The sequence below is a fragment of the Vibrio sinensis genome, from assembly GCF_003605645.1.
GTDB lineage: Bacteria > Pseudomonadota > Gammaproteobacteria > Enterobacterales > Vibrionaceae > Vibrio > Vibrio sinensis.
In genome coordinates, this window is the sequence record NZ_QVMU01000009.1 from 125,358 (window position 1) to 142,119 (window position 16,762).

The following is a 16,762-nucleotide window of genomic DNA, read 5'->3' on the forward strand; positions in this document are numbered from 1 at the left end:
TTATTTTTATTGTTGAGCTTTTATTATTCAGATTATTTAAATTAGCCTTTGTCACCTAATTTCATCATTGCTTGGTTATGTTTAACCATTTCTTCACGTTTTTCAGGAGTTAGGTTCCAAATGAACTTGAAGATTAACCACATCAAACCTGCTGCAACTGCTGGCATCAAGAACACGATAGCGTGTAAACCTTGTTGCGTTTCAAGCGTTTGCGTCGCTAGAGTAGCGTTGTAACCTACTAGAGTCACACCAACACCACCAACTAGGCCAGCTAGAGCACCTGCTAGTTTACGAGACAGAGAGTAAGCAGAGTAGATAACACCAGCTTCACGCTTACCTGTTTTGTAATGGTTGTATTCGATACAGTCAGCAACTAATGCCCACATAACACCGACACTGAACATGCTGAACACTTTTTCTATACAGTAGAACGTTAGATATTGCATTGGTGTAGATACTAAGAAGTAACCAGCTGTACAGAAAACTAGAGAACCAGCACAACACCATAGAATAAGCAGACGGTTACCGAACTTATCAACGAGCTTAGGGCTGAATTTCATAATCAATGCCATTACTGTTAAGTCAATAAAACCAGTGTAAGCAAGGATTTCCATCGCGTTATCTAGGTTACTACGGATGTAGAACAGTAGAACACCACCAATACCGTAAAGTGCAGTAAGAGAAACAAGACCAGCCATCGCCGCTGCAATTAAAAGACGATTAGTAAAGATAGAGCGAATCTGCTCTTTAAACGGGGTCATTGGTTGTGGTTCTGGCTTGATATTCTCTTTAGTGTTCAAGAATGCGAGCGTGTGAGATGTAATACCTAGAATACTACAAGCAACCGCACCAACTAGGTATGCTGTTTTCATGTCGTCAGCAAAGATAACGAAAGCAATAGGTAATGCAGTTTTGATGATCGTACCCGCTAGAATCGCACCAAATACACGGAAGTTAGAAAGTGCTAGACCCTCCGCCGCATCTTGTGTCATTGAAGAGGCAAGTGAACCATAAGGAATGTTAACAAAGGTGTAACACATACCCCAGATGATGTATGTAGCTGACATCCAAGCAATCTTAGCGTTCATTGATTCTAGTGAATCTGGAACCAAGAACATTAATACTGCTGCTGCTGCAAGCATGAACGTACCTTTTAATAGGTAAGGTCGATACTTATCTGCTTTTGGATCGTTTTTCTTGATGTATGCGCGCTCTGAGATTGTACCCATGATTGGATCATTACAACCATCCCAGATACGAGCAACAAGGAATAAAACACCCACTGCGGCTGCGGATACGCCGATAACATCTACATAAAACGCCATGAAAAATGTAGAAGATAAAGCAAATGACATGTTATTGCCGATGTCACCGAACATATATCCAATTTTATTTCTTAAACATAATTTCTTATTCGGGTTACTCGTATCAACCTTATTAAAAAAGTTCCAGAGCCATGACCTTTGTTGCGGTGTAGCTGTTATTGTACTCATAATTAAACTTCCAAATTTAGGTGGTCAGACCAATTCCGACCACCTTTAATCTATTTAACTAAATTCAGTGCGTTTGAGTGCGAACTCGACGCCTCGAACTTCCGCTAGACCTTTCAAGCGTCCGATAGCCGAGTAGCCGTTCATGTTTTTCTTTTTCAGGTCATCTAACATTTGATGACCGTGGTCTGGACGCATTGGGATTAAACGGATGTCGCCTTTCTCCGAGCGTCTTTTTTCTTCGCTAAGTAGGGCATGGACAACATTAAACATGTCCACATCACCTTCTAAGTGAGCTGCTTCATGGAATGAAAGTGGGTTAGCTTCATCACGTTGCGTTGAACGTAAGTGAGCAAAATAAATTCGAGAAGAGTGCTTGTTGATCATGCAAACAAGGTCGTTGTCAGCTCGCACACCGTAAGAACCAGTACACATAGTGAAACCGTTCATCTTGCTTGGTACGTTTTCAACTAACCAATCCATATCTTCGATCGTTGAAACAATGCGAGGTAGACCAAATAGAGGACGCGGTGGATCGTCAGGGTGTACTGCTAGTCTTAAACCATGTAATTCACAAACAGGGATAAGTTCGCCCAAGAAAAGTGCCATATGTTCACGCAGCTTATCTTTGTTGATCTCTGCATAACGGGCAAGTTGATCTTTAAAGTTGTCAAGTGTGTAAGACTCTTCTGAACCTGCTAAACCTGCGATAATATTGCTTGTTAGCTTATCAATTTCAGCAGCCGTCATTGACTCGAAGCAAGAACGTGCTTCTTCTTGTTCTGCCTGTGAATATTCTTCTTTTGCTTCTTCACGACAAAGAATAAATAGATCGAATGCAGCAAATTGAACTTGATCAAAACGTAGAGCACGAGAACCATCTGGTAATTCAAACGCTAAATCAGTACGAGTCCAATCCAAAACTGGCATAAAGTTGTAGCAAACCGTATCAATGCCACATTCAGCAAGATTTATGATGCTTTGCTTGTAGTTTTCAATCCATTGCGCGTAATTACCAGTACGAGTTTTGATCTCTTCATGAACTGGAATACTCTCAACGACAGACCAATTCATACCCATCATTTCGATGGTTTCTTTGCGCTTCAAAATTTCAGCAACGGGCCATACCTGACCATTAGGAATATGATGAAGAGCAGTAACTATGCCAGTTGCACCTGCTTGTTTAATATCTGATAGAGAGACTGCATCTGAGTCACCGTACCATCTCCACGTTTGTTCCATAAATTCCTCGGTTTATATCTTTTTCGTTTATGGGCCTATTTTTATTCAATCAACCAATAAGAAGCAATTGAAAGAGTTCAATTGGTTGACCTATGTGGCAATAAAACTTAATTTTGGTACACCAGAAGCAGAATTGTGACCAACATCTTAGACTAAGGGGGGACTTTCCATTACGACACATCCCCTTTGCAAGTTAGTTATGAACCAATTCTTCTTATTAAAGCACTAGGAGCAACATAGAGAACCAAAATAATTAACTTGCTGTTTTTAAATGAAATTAAATTAACAAATCACATAAAAAACTGACTGTAGGCAGAGAAAACTTTAGCTATGATTGATAAGTTCACACCAATTATTAGGATACGAAGCAGTCGCTATTTCTATTGATTTAGACCCACTTTTATTGATATTAGCTAAAGAATAGCCAGCATAATCACCACGCATCTCCTATCACTCAAAGCCAAATAAGTGAGGGTAATGGTAATTGGTTGATCAAAGACACACTTGCGAGCAATTAATTGGTCAACCAATTCAACTGTGAAGTGAATCACAGACTAGAGGTGGTAACTGCATATAATGCGCTTCAGAGAAGAAATATTGTTGAACAAGGCATAAACAGATCGTTTTATGTGGTCGACCAATTAAAAGATATTTCCATCAAAGCGACCTTTTTGCGGTATTAACGACAACCTCGTTTATTCCACAAATCAATCAGCTGATATTGGGTCACGAATTCTCGCTACATGTAATTTGATTCTCAGATTTGGGTCCATAAATTCGCTTCGTTGTATCTAGTGAGTAACGAAGCCAAGGAAAAAATAATGAAAACAATCGCAAATACCAACTTGAATGAACAAGTCATTCGTCCAACTTTCGCTCGCTCAAACCTGAATACTCGTATTGTTCACCTTGGTTTCGGTGCTTTCCACCGTGCTCACCAAGCGCTATTCACCAATGAAATGCTAGAGAAGACCAACAGTGATTGGGGCATTTGCGAAGTAAACCTATTTGGCGGCGAAGACCTGATTGAGCAGCTGCGCGCACAAGACCACCTATACACAGTGGCAGAAAAGGGCGCAGAATCGACCGACGTTAAGTTGATTGCATCAGTAACGGAATCGCTACACCCAACATTAGATGGTAAAGCGGCTGTATTAGCTAAGATGACCGAAGAGCAAGTGGCTATCGTTTCGATGACCATTACTGAAAAAGGTTACTGCGCAGATCCAGCGACAGGTCGCCTAGACAAAAACAACGGCTTAATCATTGCTGATTTGGCTAATCCGCAAGACCCTAGCTCTGCGATCGGTTATATCGTTGAAGCACTTCGTCAACGTCGTGAGAAAGGTATTCAACCATTTACCGTTATGTCTTGCGATAACGTACAAGAGAACGGTCACGTAGCACGCGCTGCTGTACTGGATTTTGCTAACCTAGTTGATACCGATTTAGCCGCTTGGATTGAAGCGAATGTGACGTTCCCATGCACCATGGTTGACCGCATCGTACCAGCAGCAACTGAAGAAACATTAACTGAAATCGCAACACTTGTAGGCGTAGAAGACCTATGCGGTATTGCGTGTGAACCATTCCGCCAATGGGTTATTGAAGATAACTTTGTTGCAGGCCGCCCAGATTGGAATGTTGCAGGCGCTGAATTCGTTAGCGACGTTGTACCATTTGAAGAAATGAAACTGCGTATGCTAAACGGCAGTCACTCATTCCTAGCTTACTTAGGTTACCTAGGTGGCTACGCACACATTTCAGACACAATGACGAATGATGATTATCGCAAAGCGGCATTCGACATGATGATGAAAGCACAAGCTCCAACACTAAACATGCCTGAGGGTACAAATTTAGAAGCGTACGCAACACTACTGATTGAACGCTTCACGAACCCAAGTCTAAAACACCAAACATGGCAAATTGCGATGGATGGTAGCCAGAAGATCCCTCAACGTATGGGCGGTTCACTACGTCACCACCTTGCACAAGGTAGTGATTTCAAATGGTTAGCTTTAGGTATCGCTGGTTGGATGCGTTACGTTGCTGGTGTTAACGAGAGTGGTGAAGCAATTGATGTTCGCGACCCTATGGTTGAACAATTCCAGGCAATTTACGCAGAACATGGTCTAAATGTGTCTGCAGTAAAAGCATTGCTATCGATTGAAGCAATTTTCGGTACTGACCTTATCGCAAACGACACGTTTGTTTCTGCGGTCACTGACGCTTATCAGCTTATCCTTGACCAAGGTGCTCGCGCAGCTGTCGCTTCGCTATAACATTCTATTCAATGCTCTCCACCTTTTACTATGTGTGAGAGCATTGTCGTTAATACGAATTTTGGTGTTGGCTATGAATATTTCTATCGCGAGCACCGTTGGAGTAAAAAATGAAAAATTTCTTGTGTGATGATTTCCTACTGAGCAACGAAACCGCTCGTCGTCTTTACCATGAGCATGCTGCTGGTCAACCAATTTATGACTACCACTGTCACCTCAATTCCGCTGAAGTCGCGCAAGACCGTCGCTTTGACAACCTAGCTCAAATCTGGCTAGCGGGTGATCACTACAAATGGCGTGGTATGCGCTCTGCTGGTATCAATGAACAACTAATTACTGGCGATGCTTCTGACTACGACAAATTCCAAGCATGGGCAAAAACCGTTCCTCAGACATTAGGCAACCCGCTTTACCACTGGACACACCTAGAATTACGCCGTCCATTTGGCATCACTGGTAAACTGCTTAGCCCAACCACAGCCGACAGCATTTGGCACGAGTGTAATGAATTGCTACAAACGCCTGAGTTCTCAGCACGTGGCATCATGAAGCAAATGAACGTGGTTATGGCTGGCACTACTGATGACCCTATTGATTCCCTTGAGCACCATCAAACCATCGCGAACGATAACCAATTTGATGTTGAAGTACTACCAAGCTGGCGTCCTGACCGTGCATTCAAAATTGAACTTGCTGGCTTTGCAGAATATATGCAGCTTCTCGGACAAGCAGCAGATATCGAGATCACCAACTTTGCAACACTACTTGATGCACTAGACAAGCGCTTAGCGCACTTTGATGCTCACGGTTGTCGTGCTGCTGACCATGGTATTGAAGTGGTACGTTACGCTGAGATCCCATCTGAAGCTGAACTAAGTTCATTATTGGTGCGTCGTGTTAATGGTGAAACGCTTTCTGAACTCGAGTGCGCTCAATTTTCAACCGCAGTTCAAGTTTGGCTCGGAAAACGTTACGCGAAGTTAGGTTGGGTAATGCAATTGCATATCGGTGCACAGCGTAATAACAACACGCGCATGTTCAAACTGCTTGGTGCAGATGCGGGATTTGATTCTATTGGCGATAAAACTTTTGCCTTTGAATTAGCGCACCTATTAGACGACATGGATCAAAGCAACGAGTTACCTAAAACCATCCTTTACTGCCTAAACCCTCGTGATAACGAGATGATGGCGACCATGATTGGTAACTTCCAAGGTGGCGGCATTGCTGGCAAAGTACAGTTCGGTTCTGGATGGTGGTTTAACGACCAAAAAGACGGCATGCAACGTCAAATGGAGCAATTGGCTCAGCTTGGCCTATTAAGCCAGTTTGTTGGTATGTTGACCGACTCTCGCAGCTTCTTGTCTTACACTCGCCACGAATATTTCCGCCGCATTCTTTGTGACATGATTGGTCGCTGGGCTGAAAATGGCGAAGTGCCAAACGATATGTCAATGCTTGGCGGGCTCGTGGAAGACATCAGTTTTAACAACGCAAAACGCTACTTTGCTAAGGAAGCGTAAGCATGAAACAGATCGCTATCATCGGTGAATGCATGATTGAGTTGAACGGGAAACCGTTTGGCGAAATGCATCAAACCTTTGGTGGGGACTCACTTAATGCTGCGGTTTATCTAAGCCGCAGCTGTGAACTCAACGCCAACCCAAATGACATCAAAATTTCCTACGTTTCAGCACTAGGTACTGACGCAATCAGCAATGGCATGCTGACACGCTGGCAAGATGAAGGGGTTAACACTGATCTTGTTCTACGTGACGAGCAGCGTACACCCGGCCTTTACCTTATTCAGTTAGATGACCAAGGTGAACGTACATTCCTTTATTGGCGCAATCAGTCCCCTGCTCGCTATTTATTACAGCATCCGCAGTTTGACGATATTGCCCAAGCACTACAAAGTGTTGATCTCGTTTTCTTAAGTGGTATTAGCCTGGCTATTTTACCAGAAGAAGACCGTTTCACTCTATTAGCTCTACTTACTGAGTTACGACAACAAGGTGTTGAGATTGCCTTTGATAGCAACTTCCGCCCTGCTTTGTGGCCTCAAAACGAGGCGCTTGCGACCGTAAAAGAAATCTATACCGCGATGTACCAAACGACAGACCTCGCGTTAGTGACCTTTGATGATGAGCAGTTAATTTGGGGTGATGCCACACCGCAAGACACCCTTGTGCGCATGCAAAAGCAAGGCGTGAAACGCGCGATAGTAAAGTTAGGATCTGATGGCTGTCTTGTGGGCGATTTTGAATCAAACGCAGAGTATGCAGTCCCAACAACGCCCGTAGAAACGGTCGTTGATACTACTTCAGCGGGTGACTCATTTAACGGTGGCTTCTTGTCATGCTACCTTGCTGGCGGTTCACTAACTGAATCTTGCCAACGCGGAAACGCCATTGCTGGTGTGGTAATTCAACATCGTGGCGCTATCATCCCAAAATCTGCCACTGATACTGTGACAAAAAAAAGACTAAGGAACTGTCATGTCTACGATTAGAGACCAACTTAAAGCATTAAAAGTGATTCCGGTGATTGCAATTGATAACGCCGAAGACATCATCCCGTTAGGAAAAGTATTAGTAGAAAATGGTTTACCAGCTGCTGAAATTACTTTTCGTTCAGACGCCGCAGTAGAAGCCATTCGCCTACTACGTCAATCTCAACCAGATATGTTGATTGGTGCGGGCACGGTTCTAAATCGTGAACAAGCTATCGCTGCAAAAGAAGCTGGTGCGACATTTGTGGTATCACCGGGTTTTAATCCAAATACGGTTAGAGCTTGCCAAGATATCGGTATTGATATCGTCCCTGGAGTTAACAACCCAAGTACCGTTGAAGCGGCACTTGAAATGGGCTTGACCACGTTAAAATTCTTCCCTGCGGAAGCGTCTGGTGGCATCAATATGCTGAAATCTCTGTTAGCACCTTACGTTGATGTTGAAATTATGCCTACTGGAGGCGTGAGCCCAAGCAACATCAAAGACTACCTAGCGATCCCTCGTGTACTTGCTTGTGGTGGTACTTGGATGGTTGATAAAAAATTGATTGAAGCTGGTGAATGGGATGAACTAGCTCGTCTAACAAGAGAAGCCGTTGAACTAGTAAACGCTTAATTTTTATAAGAATATATAAGGTCCCTTACTCATTAATTGAGTATGGGGCCTTTTTAGCATTCACTTAAGGAGTGATATGGACATCTTATTTCTTCACACTCTCAGCAGCAATACCGAATTATTTGCACCGCTGGTCTCAAAAGCACTACCTCACCACCAGTTGCATCACGATGTACAAGAACATTTTCTTTCCACCATTCGTGAACATGGGCCAACAGTAGATATTACCCGAGAAATACACACTTACTTAAAAGACAAACTCAATCGTGGACACGATTATATCGTTTGCACCTGTTCTACACTTGGTCCTATTGTCGATAGCTACCCAGATCAAAATGTATTTAGAGTTGATAGACCCATGGCACAAGAATGTGCCAACTACCAGCGCGCATTGGTTGCCGTCACACTAGAAAGTACTGTAGAACCAACGAAAGCACTATTGCAGCACTTTGCACCCAATACTCAACTGAGTTTTTTGTTCATAGATGGCGCGTGGGATCACTATACCAATCTAGATACCACAGCATTTAATCAGTGTATCACTGATGCGATAGCGCAACATTTCACCGATTCTGAAGTCGCTTTCGATGCTGTTGTGTTAGCTCAAGCTTCTATGTCGACAGCGTCGACAATGGTGTCTAATACCATAAATTCTATTGCCACCAATCAGCATATCAAGAAAGTAACCGTGCTAAACAGTCCAAATTCATGTCTACATTTTATAGTCTCTCTTTTGGAGCATGAATAAATGTTGTTGGCACAAGTTATCGGTGGTATTGCGTTTATCTTCGGTATTCTCGCGTTTTTACAAAAAGAAGATATTCGCTTTAGATACTGCATGGTGGTGTTCTGCTTCACCATGGCATTTCATTTTATTATGATGGGGGCTGTTGTTGGCGCAATTGGTGTGACCATAAATGGTTTTCGAGCTTTTGCATCAATAAAGACGCAATCGAAAAAAGCGATGTGGTTCTTCATTTTTTTACTGGCAGTCTCCACGCTTCCCTATGTAGTATCACCCATCGAAGTTCTACCCATCATCGGTTCTGCGATTGGGACATGGGCGCTATTCTCAGCGTCCGGAATTAAAATGCGTAGCTTGATCTTGTTTAACTCATGTTGTTGGTTCACGCACAACTTATGGGTAGGATCAATTGGTGGCACGTTAGTTGAAGCGACGTTTATTGTAGCCAATAGCATCACAATCTATCGCTTATACAGGGCAACACAAACACTCGTTAAACAAGCGCCAACTCATTAAGATATATAACGTTTGTTTGTAAATAGCGCATTGAAATAATAGCCCCCAAGCAATATCAAGATGTTTGGGGATAGCTCTTTATTATGATAACTGGCGATGTTTCCGCTTATACATTTCTTGATCAGCGGTACTAATAATATGAGAGGTAGAATGGGCCTCACCATAGAACAAACTGGATCCTATACTGGCCGTAATTTCTAGACGGACGTCACTTAGCTCATAAACTTCACTCAAACGTTCTGACATACGATCTGTTATTTCTTCTGCAAAATTTCCAGCAGACTGAATATCATGACCGATACCCTCTAGTAAGACGATATATTCATCCCCACCAACACGAGCCACCGTATCGGTTTTTCTTACCTGCAATTTCAATCGATGTGCGACTTCCATCAACAATTGGTCGCCAACATCATGACCGTGAATATCATTCACCAACTTAAATTTGTCTAAATCAACAAACAACACGGCACAATACGTTCCTTGTCGCTGACTGCGATTTTGTGCTTCTTCAATACGTTCAATTAAATAACGTCGATTAGGTAGATTGGTTAAAGGATCGGTTAACGCTAAGCTTCGTACTTCATTTTCAATTTTCTTCTGATAAGAGATGTCCGTTGAAATACCAAACATTGCAACAATACGCTGTTTATCTTGAGTGTCATAAATTGGTGTTTGAACTTCTAAATAAACTTGTTCGCATCCATCCAACTCACCAACTATGATTTCTTCTTGAGTACTTTCTCCCTGTAATACCCTTTCATCGATACTACGAAGATAGACAGCAACATCAGCGGGGAAAAAGTCTTTATCAGTGCGACCTATTAACTCATCAATAGTGCACTCGAATAGATTCAATGTTTTTTTATTCGCATAAATATAGCGTGACTGAGTATCTTTTATGTAGATAAATACCGGACAATTGTTTAGCGCGACTTTCAGTTGCTCAATATCATCCATTACATAAAAATCGTCTTTGTTCATTTCACTATCCGTGCTTTATATTTCATTATTTAAGAGTACTGGAGCCAGTTTCGAAAGAAAAAAGCTGTCGCCCATAGTGTGCCCAAGTCTATATTCCCGCACGTAATCCAGTTCAATTCTGTGAGCTGTCTATGCTAAAGATCACGATCTTGTTGCCTATACCTACTTTCTAATACGGATAAAACACCATAACAAAAATATAACTCATACCCGTATAATTAATATTTGACCTGTCTATAAGTGTAGGGCTGAACATCGTCTTGTCGAAATAAAGGGGACATTATGCTTACCGTAACTCAACTCGCTAGAGAGTGCGATCTCTCACGCACTACCGTTCTTTACTATGAGCGTGAGCACTTACTTACTCCAGCATACCGTTCTGATAATGGTTACCGATGGTATGGCGAAAAAGAGATAGAACGATTGAAAGCAATCACGGCTTATCGTTCTTATGGGTTACCTATTTCAACCATAAAAACCCTGCTCGAACAACAAGCGCAGTCTCAAGCTCAAATTCTAAAAGATCACTTTAATGAGCTAGAACTTGAGATCCAAAACTTACGTTCGCAACAAAAAGCGATTGTCGCATTGCTGCAAGAACCTAACTTATTAGAGGAAAATATTGTGAATAAACAACGCTGGGTCGCCATTATGCAAGCATCAGGTTTTACCGAAAATGACATGATCAAATGGCATCAAAAATTTGAAGAGATGGAACCACAAGAGCACCAGAAGTTTCTTGAGTCATTAGGAATTGAAGAGCAAGAGATCCAACAGATCCGTCAGCTTTAGCTCCAATAAAAAACACCGCGTAATACGTGGTGTTTTTTATTATATAGAGCCAAACTAGCCTAGTTTACAATTTTAGCTTGTAAGCACTCTGTTTCTACTAATGAACTCAACTTTTCAGTTGGTTGTTCCACTGGAATCGAGCGTACCGAGCCGTTCTCATAAACCAACACTGCACTATCAGTTAGAGGGCCAAAATCTTTCTTCATCGCTTTAACCATCGAATAAAGCATAAGAACCGAAATTGGCATCAGAGGTATCGTTGTACCCACAGCTAAAGCTTGTATAACGTCCATACCTCCTACGAGCAATATACCAAATACTAATAAAACGATCATACCGCACCAAATTAAGCGAGAAACAGGAGAGGCTTCCTCCCCATCTTCAAGATCTGTCGATGTCATCCCCGCTAATACTCGCGTTGCAGCATCTATTGTTGTAGCTAAAAATACACCTGCAAGTAAGAGGAACACTCCCATCAGCACTTTGCTCATTGGCATATGCGAAAGCACAGTCACAACAGCCTTTGGCAAACTATTTGTGGTATAAACCGTATATACATCCACGATTTCATTGTATTGTAGGTGTAGTGCGAATCCGCCCATAATCATAAAGAATAAAAATGCACTGACGGAACCCCAGAACATACAGCCTACAATGACTTGTTTAAGCGTACGACCATAAGAGATTGATGTAATAAATAGTCCCATCATCGGCCCATAAGCAATAATCCAAGCACCATAGAAAATGGTCCATTTAGCAGGAAAGCCACCACCGGTAACAGGATCAGTCCATGTCATTATTCTAGGGAAGTATTGCAACAACATTCCAATCGTATTTGATGATAAATTAAGTAAATAAGCTGTAGGGCCACCAACTAGGACCAAGAGTAAAATGGCAAGGGCAAGAATACCATTTACGTCTGATAAGATTTTCATCCCCTTATCCATTGAGCGAAATACACTCACGGCTATAACTGCAGCAAACATCATTAACACTGCCAATTTAAGTGTTAATGTATCCTGAACGCCGGTGACTTCACTAAATAACCCAGCAACTAATGGCACTGCAGAACCAAGTGTAACGCCAATACCACCAATCAAGCCAAAAATAACAAAGATATCAATCCATTTACCAACTTTTCCCCTAGCATTTTTCTCACCAACTAAAGGGATAAAACATTCACTTACACGTTTGCGTTTTGCGCGACGAACACCTACAAAATAAGCAATAGGTAAAGTGGATATTAAATATAGTGCCCAATAAAAAGGTCCCCAATGGAAAACACCGTATACTGCGGCAACTTCAAGTGCTTCTGCAGACATTGACTCAATCCCTAACGGAGGATCGACTAACAACGCGACAGGCTCAACCATTGACCAGTTAACTATGCCGATACCAAAACCAGAAGCAATAATCATCGCAGCCCAAGAAACATTACTAAACTTTGGTTTTTCGTCTGCTCCACCAATTTTAATATTACCGTAACGACCAAATGCAACCCAACCAAATAGAAACATCGAGAAAAATACAGTAACTAAGTATGTCCAACCGAAACTGTCCGTTAAGAATGTATACAGCTCTTGAATAACACCTTGTAGAGAATCAGAAAAATAAATCATGGGTGCTGTTATTGCTAGCACCGCCATGATGGAGGGGAAGAATAATCCCGTATCAATTTTGTACTTTATCATTATCAGACCTTCACATTTTAAATTATTTGAAATCTAAAAAACTCACAAATTTAGATGCTTCTTTCCAATTTGCTGGCGCTAACGCGTAGAAAACAGTGCAATTTTTTCCTTTATATTTAAGTAGGGTATTTTCAGGAATAAAAACCACATCACCACGCTGTGCTATAAGTTTTCTGCTTTCTTTATCACAATCAAACTCGAGAATAAATTCACCATCTAGTACAAAAATGAATTCATCATATTTCACTCTCCATGCGATGTTACACTCATGAAAAAAAGCCCAACCACCAGTCATTGACTGTGCATTTTCGGAACAAGCGGCTTCAGCAACTCGACACTCTCCGGGGGGGGGCTCCATCTCGATCTCCCCAAACCGCATCACTAAACTTAATCAGCTCGACTGACATCAAACTCTTCCTTTGAAACGGCTCACATCTCATATGAGCCGTGATTTAAATCCACTAAAAACTAGAATCTTGGACAGCGATTATAAGGTTGATTGTCATCAAGACGCTTAAACTCATCACATGGGCCATTATCCAAATAGTGTTGGTGGGCTGCTTTCAATAGCTCATCATTCAGCGTGACCCCTAAACCATGTCCCTCTGGAACCTGTATGATATTATTTGTCGCCTTGAACACCCCTTCTTCAATCACATCCATCGTTTGCCAGCGAGACAACAATTGATGTGGTTCAGTCATTCCTGGCATTGCTGCCGTAATATGCATGTACGCGGCAGTCATGATTCCGCCATCTCCAGAATAGAACCAGAAATTGCGCCCCATAGCTTCACAGGCTGCGGCAAAACGAACCGTTGCAGCGACACCACCAAGTGTTGCGATATTTCCGACGAAAGCATCCGGAGCACCACTTGCAACAGACTGTGGAAGATCCATTTCATGAGTCGAAAATGGAATAGACGTATGCTGTCTTAATCGTGCCATATTCTGAAGTCCAATCACTGGATCTTCGATATTGCGAATATTCAAAGACTCTAACTCGCGAACCATCTTACGGGCCGTAGGCAGGCTCCAACCATAATTCGCATCAATTCGAAGCTCAGCAGCATCACCTAGACTTTCGCGTAGTCGCCGGTAAAGCTTAAGCTCATTTTCGGCGTCACTAAACCCTGCTTTTCCTTCAAACCACATTGAACCATGTTCTTCTTTCATACGAACACAGTAATCAACCACCTCTTCGACAGACTGCTCTTTTCCAAGACGATAGGTAAAATACTCAGTAAACTTAATGTCTTTACGATATGCTCCACCTAATAGTTGATATAGTGGTTGTTCCCAATATTTCCCGCGAAGATCCCAAAGAGCAATATCAATTGCCCCCCATGCTCGTGCCATATTTGGGTCACATATATTCATCGCACTGCGCCATTCTGGAATGACCCCAGCTTCAAGATCTGTAATCTGTAGTGGGTCTTTACCTATTAGGTATGGCCCAATCACATCATTAATTATATTTGCTTGTGCATCTGATGGCCCTTCACCTATTCCGATTAAGCCCTCATCAGTGAATACTTGCACCACTGTTTTTGGCATACCAGTCAGCATACCAACAGACCAAACGTACGGTGCTTCCATTGGAACGTTAATCGGGGTAGCAACAACCTTCGTAATTTTCATGTTTCAAATACTCTCGTGTGTAATGTTGTTGCTAATATATTCCTTGTTTCGGAACTCTACTATTGCCCCATATTTATGACTCTTATAAATGAAATTTATACTTAATGAATATTTCTTTTTTAGAATGGAGAGTGACTTAATTATTAAGCCAATAAATTTTTTATTATTCATAACGTTATGATGATAAGCAGGTTAACTCCCGTTCTGTATCACTATTTCGTTTTACCGTTAATAATATTGCTTGAATATTTGGAATAAATCACATAAATAATAAAAGTAATTATATATACAAAGATATTCCACCATGTATGAAGAAAAGGGCTCTCAAAACCAAATGCTTAGGCATATTCGTCTGCTCACCTTTTTTGATGTAGTCGTCAAACACATGAGTTTTTCAAAGGCTGCCGATGAATTAAATTTAAGCCAACCCGCAGTCAGCACAGCGATAAAATCGTTAGAGCAAGAACTCGGAGTTCACCTTTTTCATCGTCAAGGTCGAAAAATCAGCTTAACTACGGCTGGATTTAGCTTACATAAAAACACCAGCGTCACCTTACATGAAACACAGAAACATATTGATTACTCACTCGACCAACTTGGAAAAGAGAGAGAACTCTGCATCACTACTAGCCCTGCTTTTATGCGCTATTTCCTACTGCCTAAAATGAACCAATTGCTCGAGCAAATCCCTGATATAAGGCTGCGTTTCAAGAGCTTACCCGAGCGAGAGATAATAGTTGAACAGAACACAGACTGTGCAATTGCTAAAATAGGTAGCTACTGGCCAAACTGTAAAGCAGATCACCTGTTTGATGAAGCCATAATGGCAGTATGTAGTCCGGAATATCTAGATAAATACAAGCCAACACTACGAAATTTATCAAAACAAAGCCTGATTCATTTTAGTAGTACGGATTACGATAGAATTGAGTGGCAACACTGGTTATTAGCATCCGGAGGACCAGTTAACCATATAAAATCGGGTCACATATTCAGTGATTATTCGCTCTGTTTGCAGGCAGCAGAGCTTAGTCTAGGTGTCACACTAGGTTGGCGGCATCTAATCCAAGATTATCTAAAAAGTGGACGTCTAATCCCTATTGGTAAGTTCACAATGCAAACCAACAATAGTTTCTATTTCTTAAAGCCAAATAGCAGGGAAAGTCATCCACATATAGAAAAGCTTGAACATTGGCTAAATCAACAATTTATCGATCTCTAACTCATAGCTTTACAGCCGTACTCTCTCGCACTGCTAGAGAATACGGTACAAAGCTAACGTGATTTTCGAGCGCCACTTGTGATTTATCAATCAAACTATGCAGCAACTCTGCAGCCATGCGGCCTGATTCATGGAAATCGTAGACGAGGGATGTAATTTTAGGATTGTAATAAGCAGACATCGCGCCACCACCGACACCGCATACGCTAATATCTTGCGGAACTTGGTAACCGTGTCCCAATAGGTAGTTAATTGCGCCAATCGCCATTTTGTCGTTCACCGCAAAAATGCTATCCGGCTTAAGCGTGCTGTTTTCAAATATTTCTCGACAAGCATCATAACCACTGGTCACGGAGAAATCCCCTTTCGCCATCCATTCATCATGTTGAGGTAAGCCATACTGCACCAGACTATTGAGGTAGCCTTGCTTACGCTTTTGTCCAACAGAAATATCCGCTTCCGACACACCAATATAAGCAATACGTTGATGATTCAACGCGACTAAGTGCGCCATCATATCTTCAACAGCAGAAACTTCGTCAAATAGGACACTAGGTGAACCATCCGTCGCGGTTTGTCCCATCACAACAAGCGGTTTATGGATTTTCCTAATTTTTTCTTCATGTTCAGGTGTAATAGTCGTAGCAATTAAGATGATGCCATCCACTTGTTTTTCAGCAAACAAGTCTAAGAATTCAAGTTCTTTGGCTATCGAATGGTTAGTATTACCCAATATGATGGAATAGCCCTTATCAGAGTAATACTGGTCAATACCTGCGATATTTTCACCAGAGGAGGTTGCGTTGATTTTCGGTAGGATAACACCAATGGTTTGACTGCGTTTTGAGTGAAGCGCTTTCGCCAGTGCATTTGGTCGATAGCCAGTATCGTCCAACACTTTTTGGATACGCTTACGCGCTTCCTCACCAACATAACCCGAGCTATTAATAACCCGAGACACGCTTGATATCGAAGTTTCCGCTAATTGAGCAATTTCTTTGATGGTTGGCATGTCCCGTGTCCTTTATT

15 protein-coding genes are annotated in these 16,762 nt (G+C 41.9%); 8 read left to right on the forward strand and 7 right to left on the reverse strand.

Annotated features, from left to right (window positions below; all coding sequences use genetic code 11):
* Positions 1-41: 41 nt before the first annotated feature.
* Together DZ860_RS11775 and uxuA are read right to left on the reverse strand one after the other, a co-directional pair.
* Entirely contained in the window at positions 42-1,493 is a 1,452-nt protein-coding gene (locus DZ860_RS11775; protein WP_120031486.1) for an MFS transporter, read from the reverse strand.
* Positions 1,494-1,547: 54 nt separating this feature from the next.
* On the reverse strand, positions 1,548-2,732 hold the full coding sequence (gene uxuA, locus DZ860_RS11780) for a mannonate dehydratase (protein ID WP_120031488.1): 1,185 nt from the start codon (positions 2,730-2,732) through the stop codon (positions 1,548-1,550).
* 821 nt (positions 2,733-3,553) lie between these two features.
* Between uxuA and DZ860_RS11785 the strand changes: the two genes are divergently transcribed.
* From DZ860_RS11785 to DZ860_RS11810, 6 genes are all read left to right on the forward strand, one after another.
* Complete coding sequence (locus tag DZ860_RS11785; RefSeq protein WP_120031490.1) at positions 3,554-5,017, forward strand: fructuronate reductase; 1,464 nt, start codon at positions 3,554-3,556, stop codon at positions 5,015-5,017.
* A gap of 110 nt (positions 5,018-5,127) precedes the next feature.
* On the forward strand, positions 5,128-6,540 hold the full coding sequence (uxaC, locus tag DZ860_RS11790) for a glucuronate isomerase (RefSeq protein ID WP_120031492.1): 1,413 nt from the start codon (positions 5,128-5,130) through the stop codon (positions 6,538-6,540).
* Positions 6,541-6,542: 2 nt separating this feature from the next.
* Positions 6,543-7,529 carry a sugar kinase gene (locus tag DZ860_RS11795; RefSeq protein WP_120031494.1) on the forward strand — a complete coding sequence of 329 codons (987 nt, stop codon included), beginning with the start codon at positions 6,543-6,545 and terminating at the stop codon, positions 7,527-7,529.
* The gene (locus tag DZ860_RS11800) at positions 7,516-8,145 is read left to right on the forward strand and encodes a bifunctional 4-hydroxy-2-oxoglutarate aldolase/2-dehydro-3-deoxy-phosphogluconate aldolase (protein WP_120031496.1); all 630 of its coding nucleotides are present in this window, start codon (positions 7,516-7,518) and stop codon (positions 8,143-8,145) included. Before DZ860_RS11795 ends, DZ860_RS11800 begins: the two co-directional genes overlap by 14 nt.
* A gap of 76 nt (positions 8,146-8,221) precedes the next feature.
* Entirely contained in the window at positions 8,222-8,893 is a 672-nt protein-coding gene (locus DZ860_RS11805; RefSeq protein ID WP_120031498.1) for a hypothetical protein, read from the forward strand.
* Complete coding sequence (locus tag DZ860_RS11810) at positions 8,894-9,406, forward strand: YgjV family protein (RefSeq protein WP_120031500.1); 513 nt, start codon at positions 8,894-8,896, stop codon at positions 9,404-9,406. It abuts the gene before it with no gap.
* 81 nt (positions 9,407-9,487) lie between these two features.
* Here the strand turns inward: DZ860_RS11810 and DZ860_RS11815 are convergent, their stop codons facing one another.
* Positions 9,488-10,390, reverse strand: coding sequence for a sensor domain-containing protein (locus DZ860_RS11815; protein WP_120031502.1), 903 nt, complete (start codon positions 10,388-10,390; stop codon positions 9,488-9,490).
* Positions 10,391-10,672: 282 nt separating this feature from the next.
* Between DZ860_RS11815 and DZ860_RS11820 the strand changes: the two genes are divergently transcribed.
* A complete protein-coding gene (locus DZ860_RS11820; RefSeq protein ID WP_120031504.1) occupies positions 10,673-11,182 on the forward strand; it encodes a MerR family transcriptional regulator in 510 nt (169 codons plus the stop codon).
* Between the two features lie 59 nt (positions 11,183-11,241).
* On the opposite strand, the gene DZ860_RS11825 is transcribed toward DZ860_RS11820, so the two are convergent.
* The 3 genes from DZ860_RS11825 to DZ860_RS11835 form a co-directional block, all read right to left on the reverse strand.
* Positions 11,242-12,873, reverse strand: a complete 1,632-nt coding sequence (locus DZ860_RS11825; RefSeq protein WP_120031506.1) for a BCCT family transporter — start codon at positions 12,871-12,873, stop codon at positions 11,242-11,244.
* 22 nt (positions 12,874-12,895) lie between these two features.
* Entirely contained in the window at positions 12,896-13,231 is a 336-nt protein-coding gene (locus DZ860_RS11830; protein WP_165862895.1) for a EutQ-related cupin domain-containing protein, read from the reverse strand.
* Positions 13,232-13,341: 110 nt separating this feature from the next.
* The gene (locus DZ860_RS11835) at positions 13,342-14,511 is read right to left on the reverse strand and encodes a mandelate racemase/muconate lactonizing enzyme family protein (RefSeq protein ID WP_120031510.1); all 1,170 of its coding nucleotides are present in this window, start codon (positions 14,509-14,511) and stop codon (positions 13,342-13,344) included.
* Positions 14,512-14,815: 304 nt separating this feature from the next.
* On the opposite strand from DZ860_RS11835, the gene DZ860_RS11840 reads away from it, so the two are divergent.
* Positions 14,816-15,733: a LysR substrate-binding domain-containing protein gene (locus DZ860_RS11840; RefSeq protein WP_120031512.1), complete on the forward strand. Its 918-nt coding sequence runs from the start codon at positions 14,816-14,818 to the stop codon at positions 15,731-15,733.
* Position 15,734: 1 nt separating this feature from the next.
* Here DZ860_RS11840 and DZ860_RS11845 read toward each other — a convergent pair whose 3' ends face one another.
* Positions 15,735-16,745, reverse strand: coding sequence for a LacI family DNA-binding transcriptional regulator (locus DZ860_RS11845; protein WP_120031514.1), 1,011 nt, complete (start codon positions 16,743-16,745; stop codon positions 15,735-15,737).
* Positions 16,746-16,762: the final 17 nt, after the last annotated feature.

Coding starts and splice junctions, on each gene's coding strand:
- DZ860_RS11775 (WP_120031486.1), bottom strand. CDS start 1,493: ATGAGTACAATAACAGCTACACCGCAACAAAGGTCATGGCTCTGGAAC.
- uxuA (WP_120031488.1), bottom strand. CDS start 2,732: ATGGAACAAACGTGGAGATGGTACGGTGACTCAGATGCAGTCTCTCTA.
- DZ860_RS11785 (WP_120031490.1), top strand. CDS start 3,554: ATGAAAACAATCGCAAATACCAACTTGAATGAACAAGTCATTCGTCCA.
- uxaC (WP_120031492.1), top strand. CDS start 5,128: ATGAAAAATTTCTTGTGTGATGATTTCCTACTGAGCAACGAAACCGCT.
- DZ860_RS11795 (WP_120031494.1), top strand. CDS start 6,543: ATGAAACAGATCGCTATCATCGGTGAATGCATGATTGAGTTGAACGGG.
- DZ860_RS11800 (WP_120031496.1), top strand. CDS start 7,516: ATGTCTACGATTAGAGACCAACTTAAAGCATTAAAAGTGATTCCGGTG.
- DZ860_RS11805 (WP_120031498.1), top strand. CDS start 8,222: ATGGACATCTTATTTCTTCACACTCTCAGCAGCAATACCGAATTATTT.
- DZ860_RS11810 (WP_120031500.1), top strand. CDS start 8,894: ATGTTGTTGGCACAAGTTATCGGTGGTATTGCGTTTATCTTCGGTATT.
- DZ860_RS11815 (WP_120031502.1), bottom strand. CDS start 10,390: ATGAACAAAGACGATTTTTATGTAATGGATGATATTGAGCAACTGAAA.
- DZ860_RS11820 (WP_120031504.1), top strand. CDS start 10,673: ATGCTTACCGTAACTCAACTCGCTAGAGAGTGCGATCTCTCACGCACT.
- DZ860_RS11825 (WP_120031506.1), bottom strand. CDS start 12,873: ATGATAAAGTACAAAATTGATACGGGATTATTCTTCCCCTCCATCATG.
- DZ860_RS11830 (WP_165862895.1), bottom strand. CDS start 13,231: ATGGAGCCCCCCCCCGGAGAGTGTCGAGTTGCTGAAGCCGCTTGTTCC.
- DZ860_RS11835 (WP_120031510.1), bottom strand. CDS start 14,511: ATGAAAATTACGAAGGTTGTTGCTACCCCGATTAACGTTCCAATGGAA.
- DZ860_RS11840 (WP_120031512.1), top strand. CDS start 14,816: ATGTATGAAGAAAAGGGCTCTCAAAACCAAATGCTTAGGCATATTCGT.
- DZ860_RS11845 (WP_120031514.1), bottom strand. CDS start 16,745: ATGCCAACCATCAAAGAAATTGCTCAATTAGCGGAAACTTCGATATCA.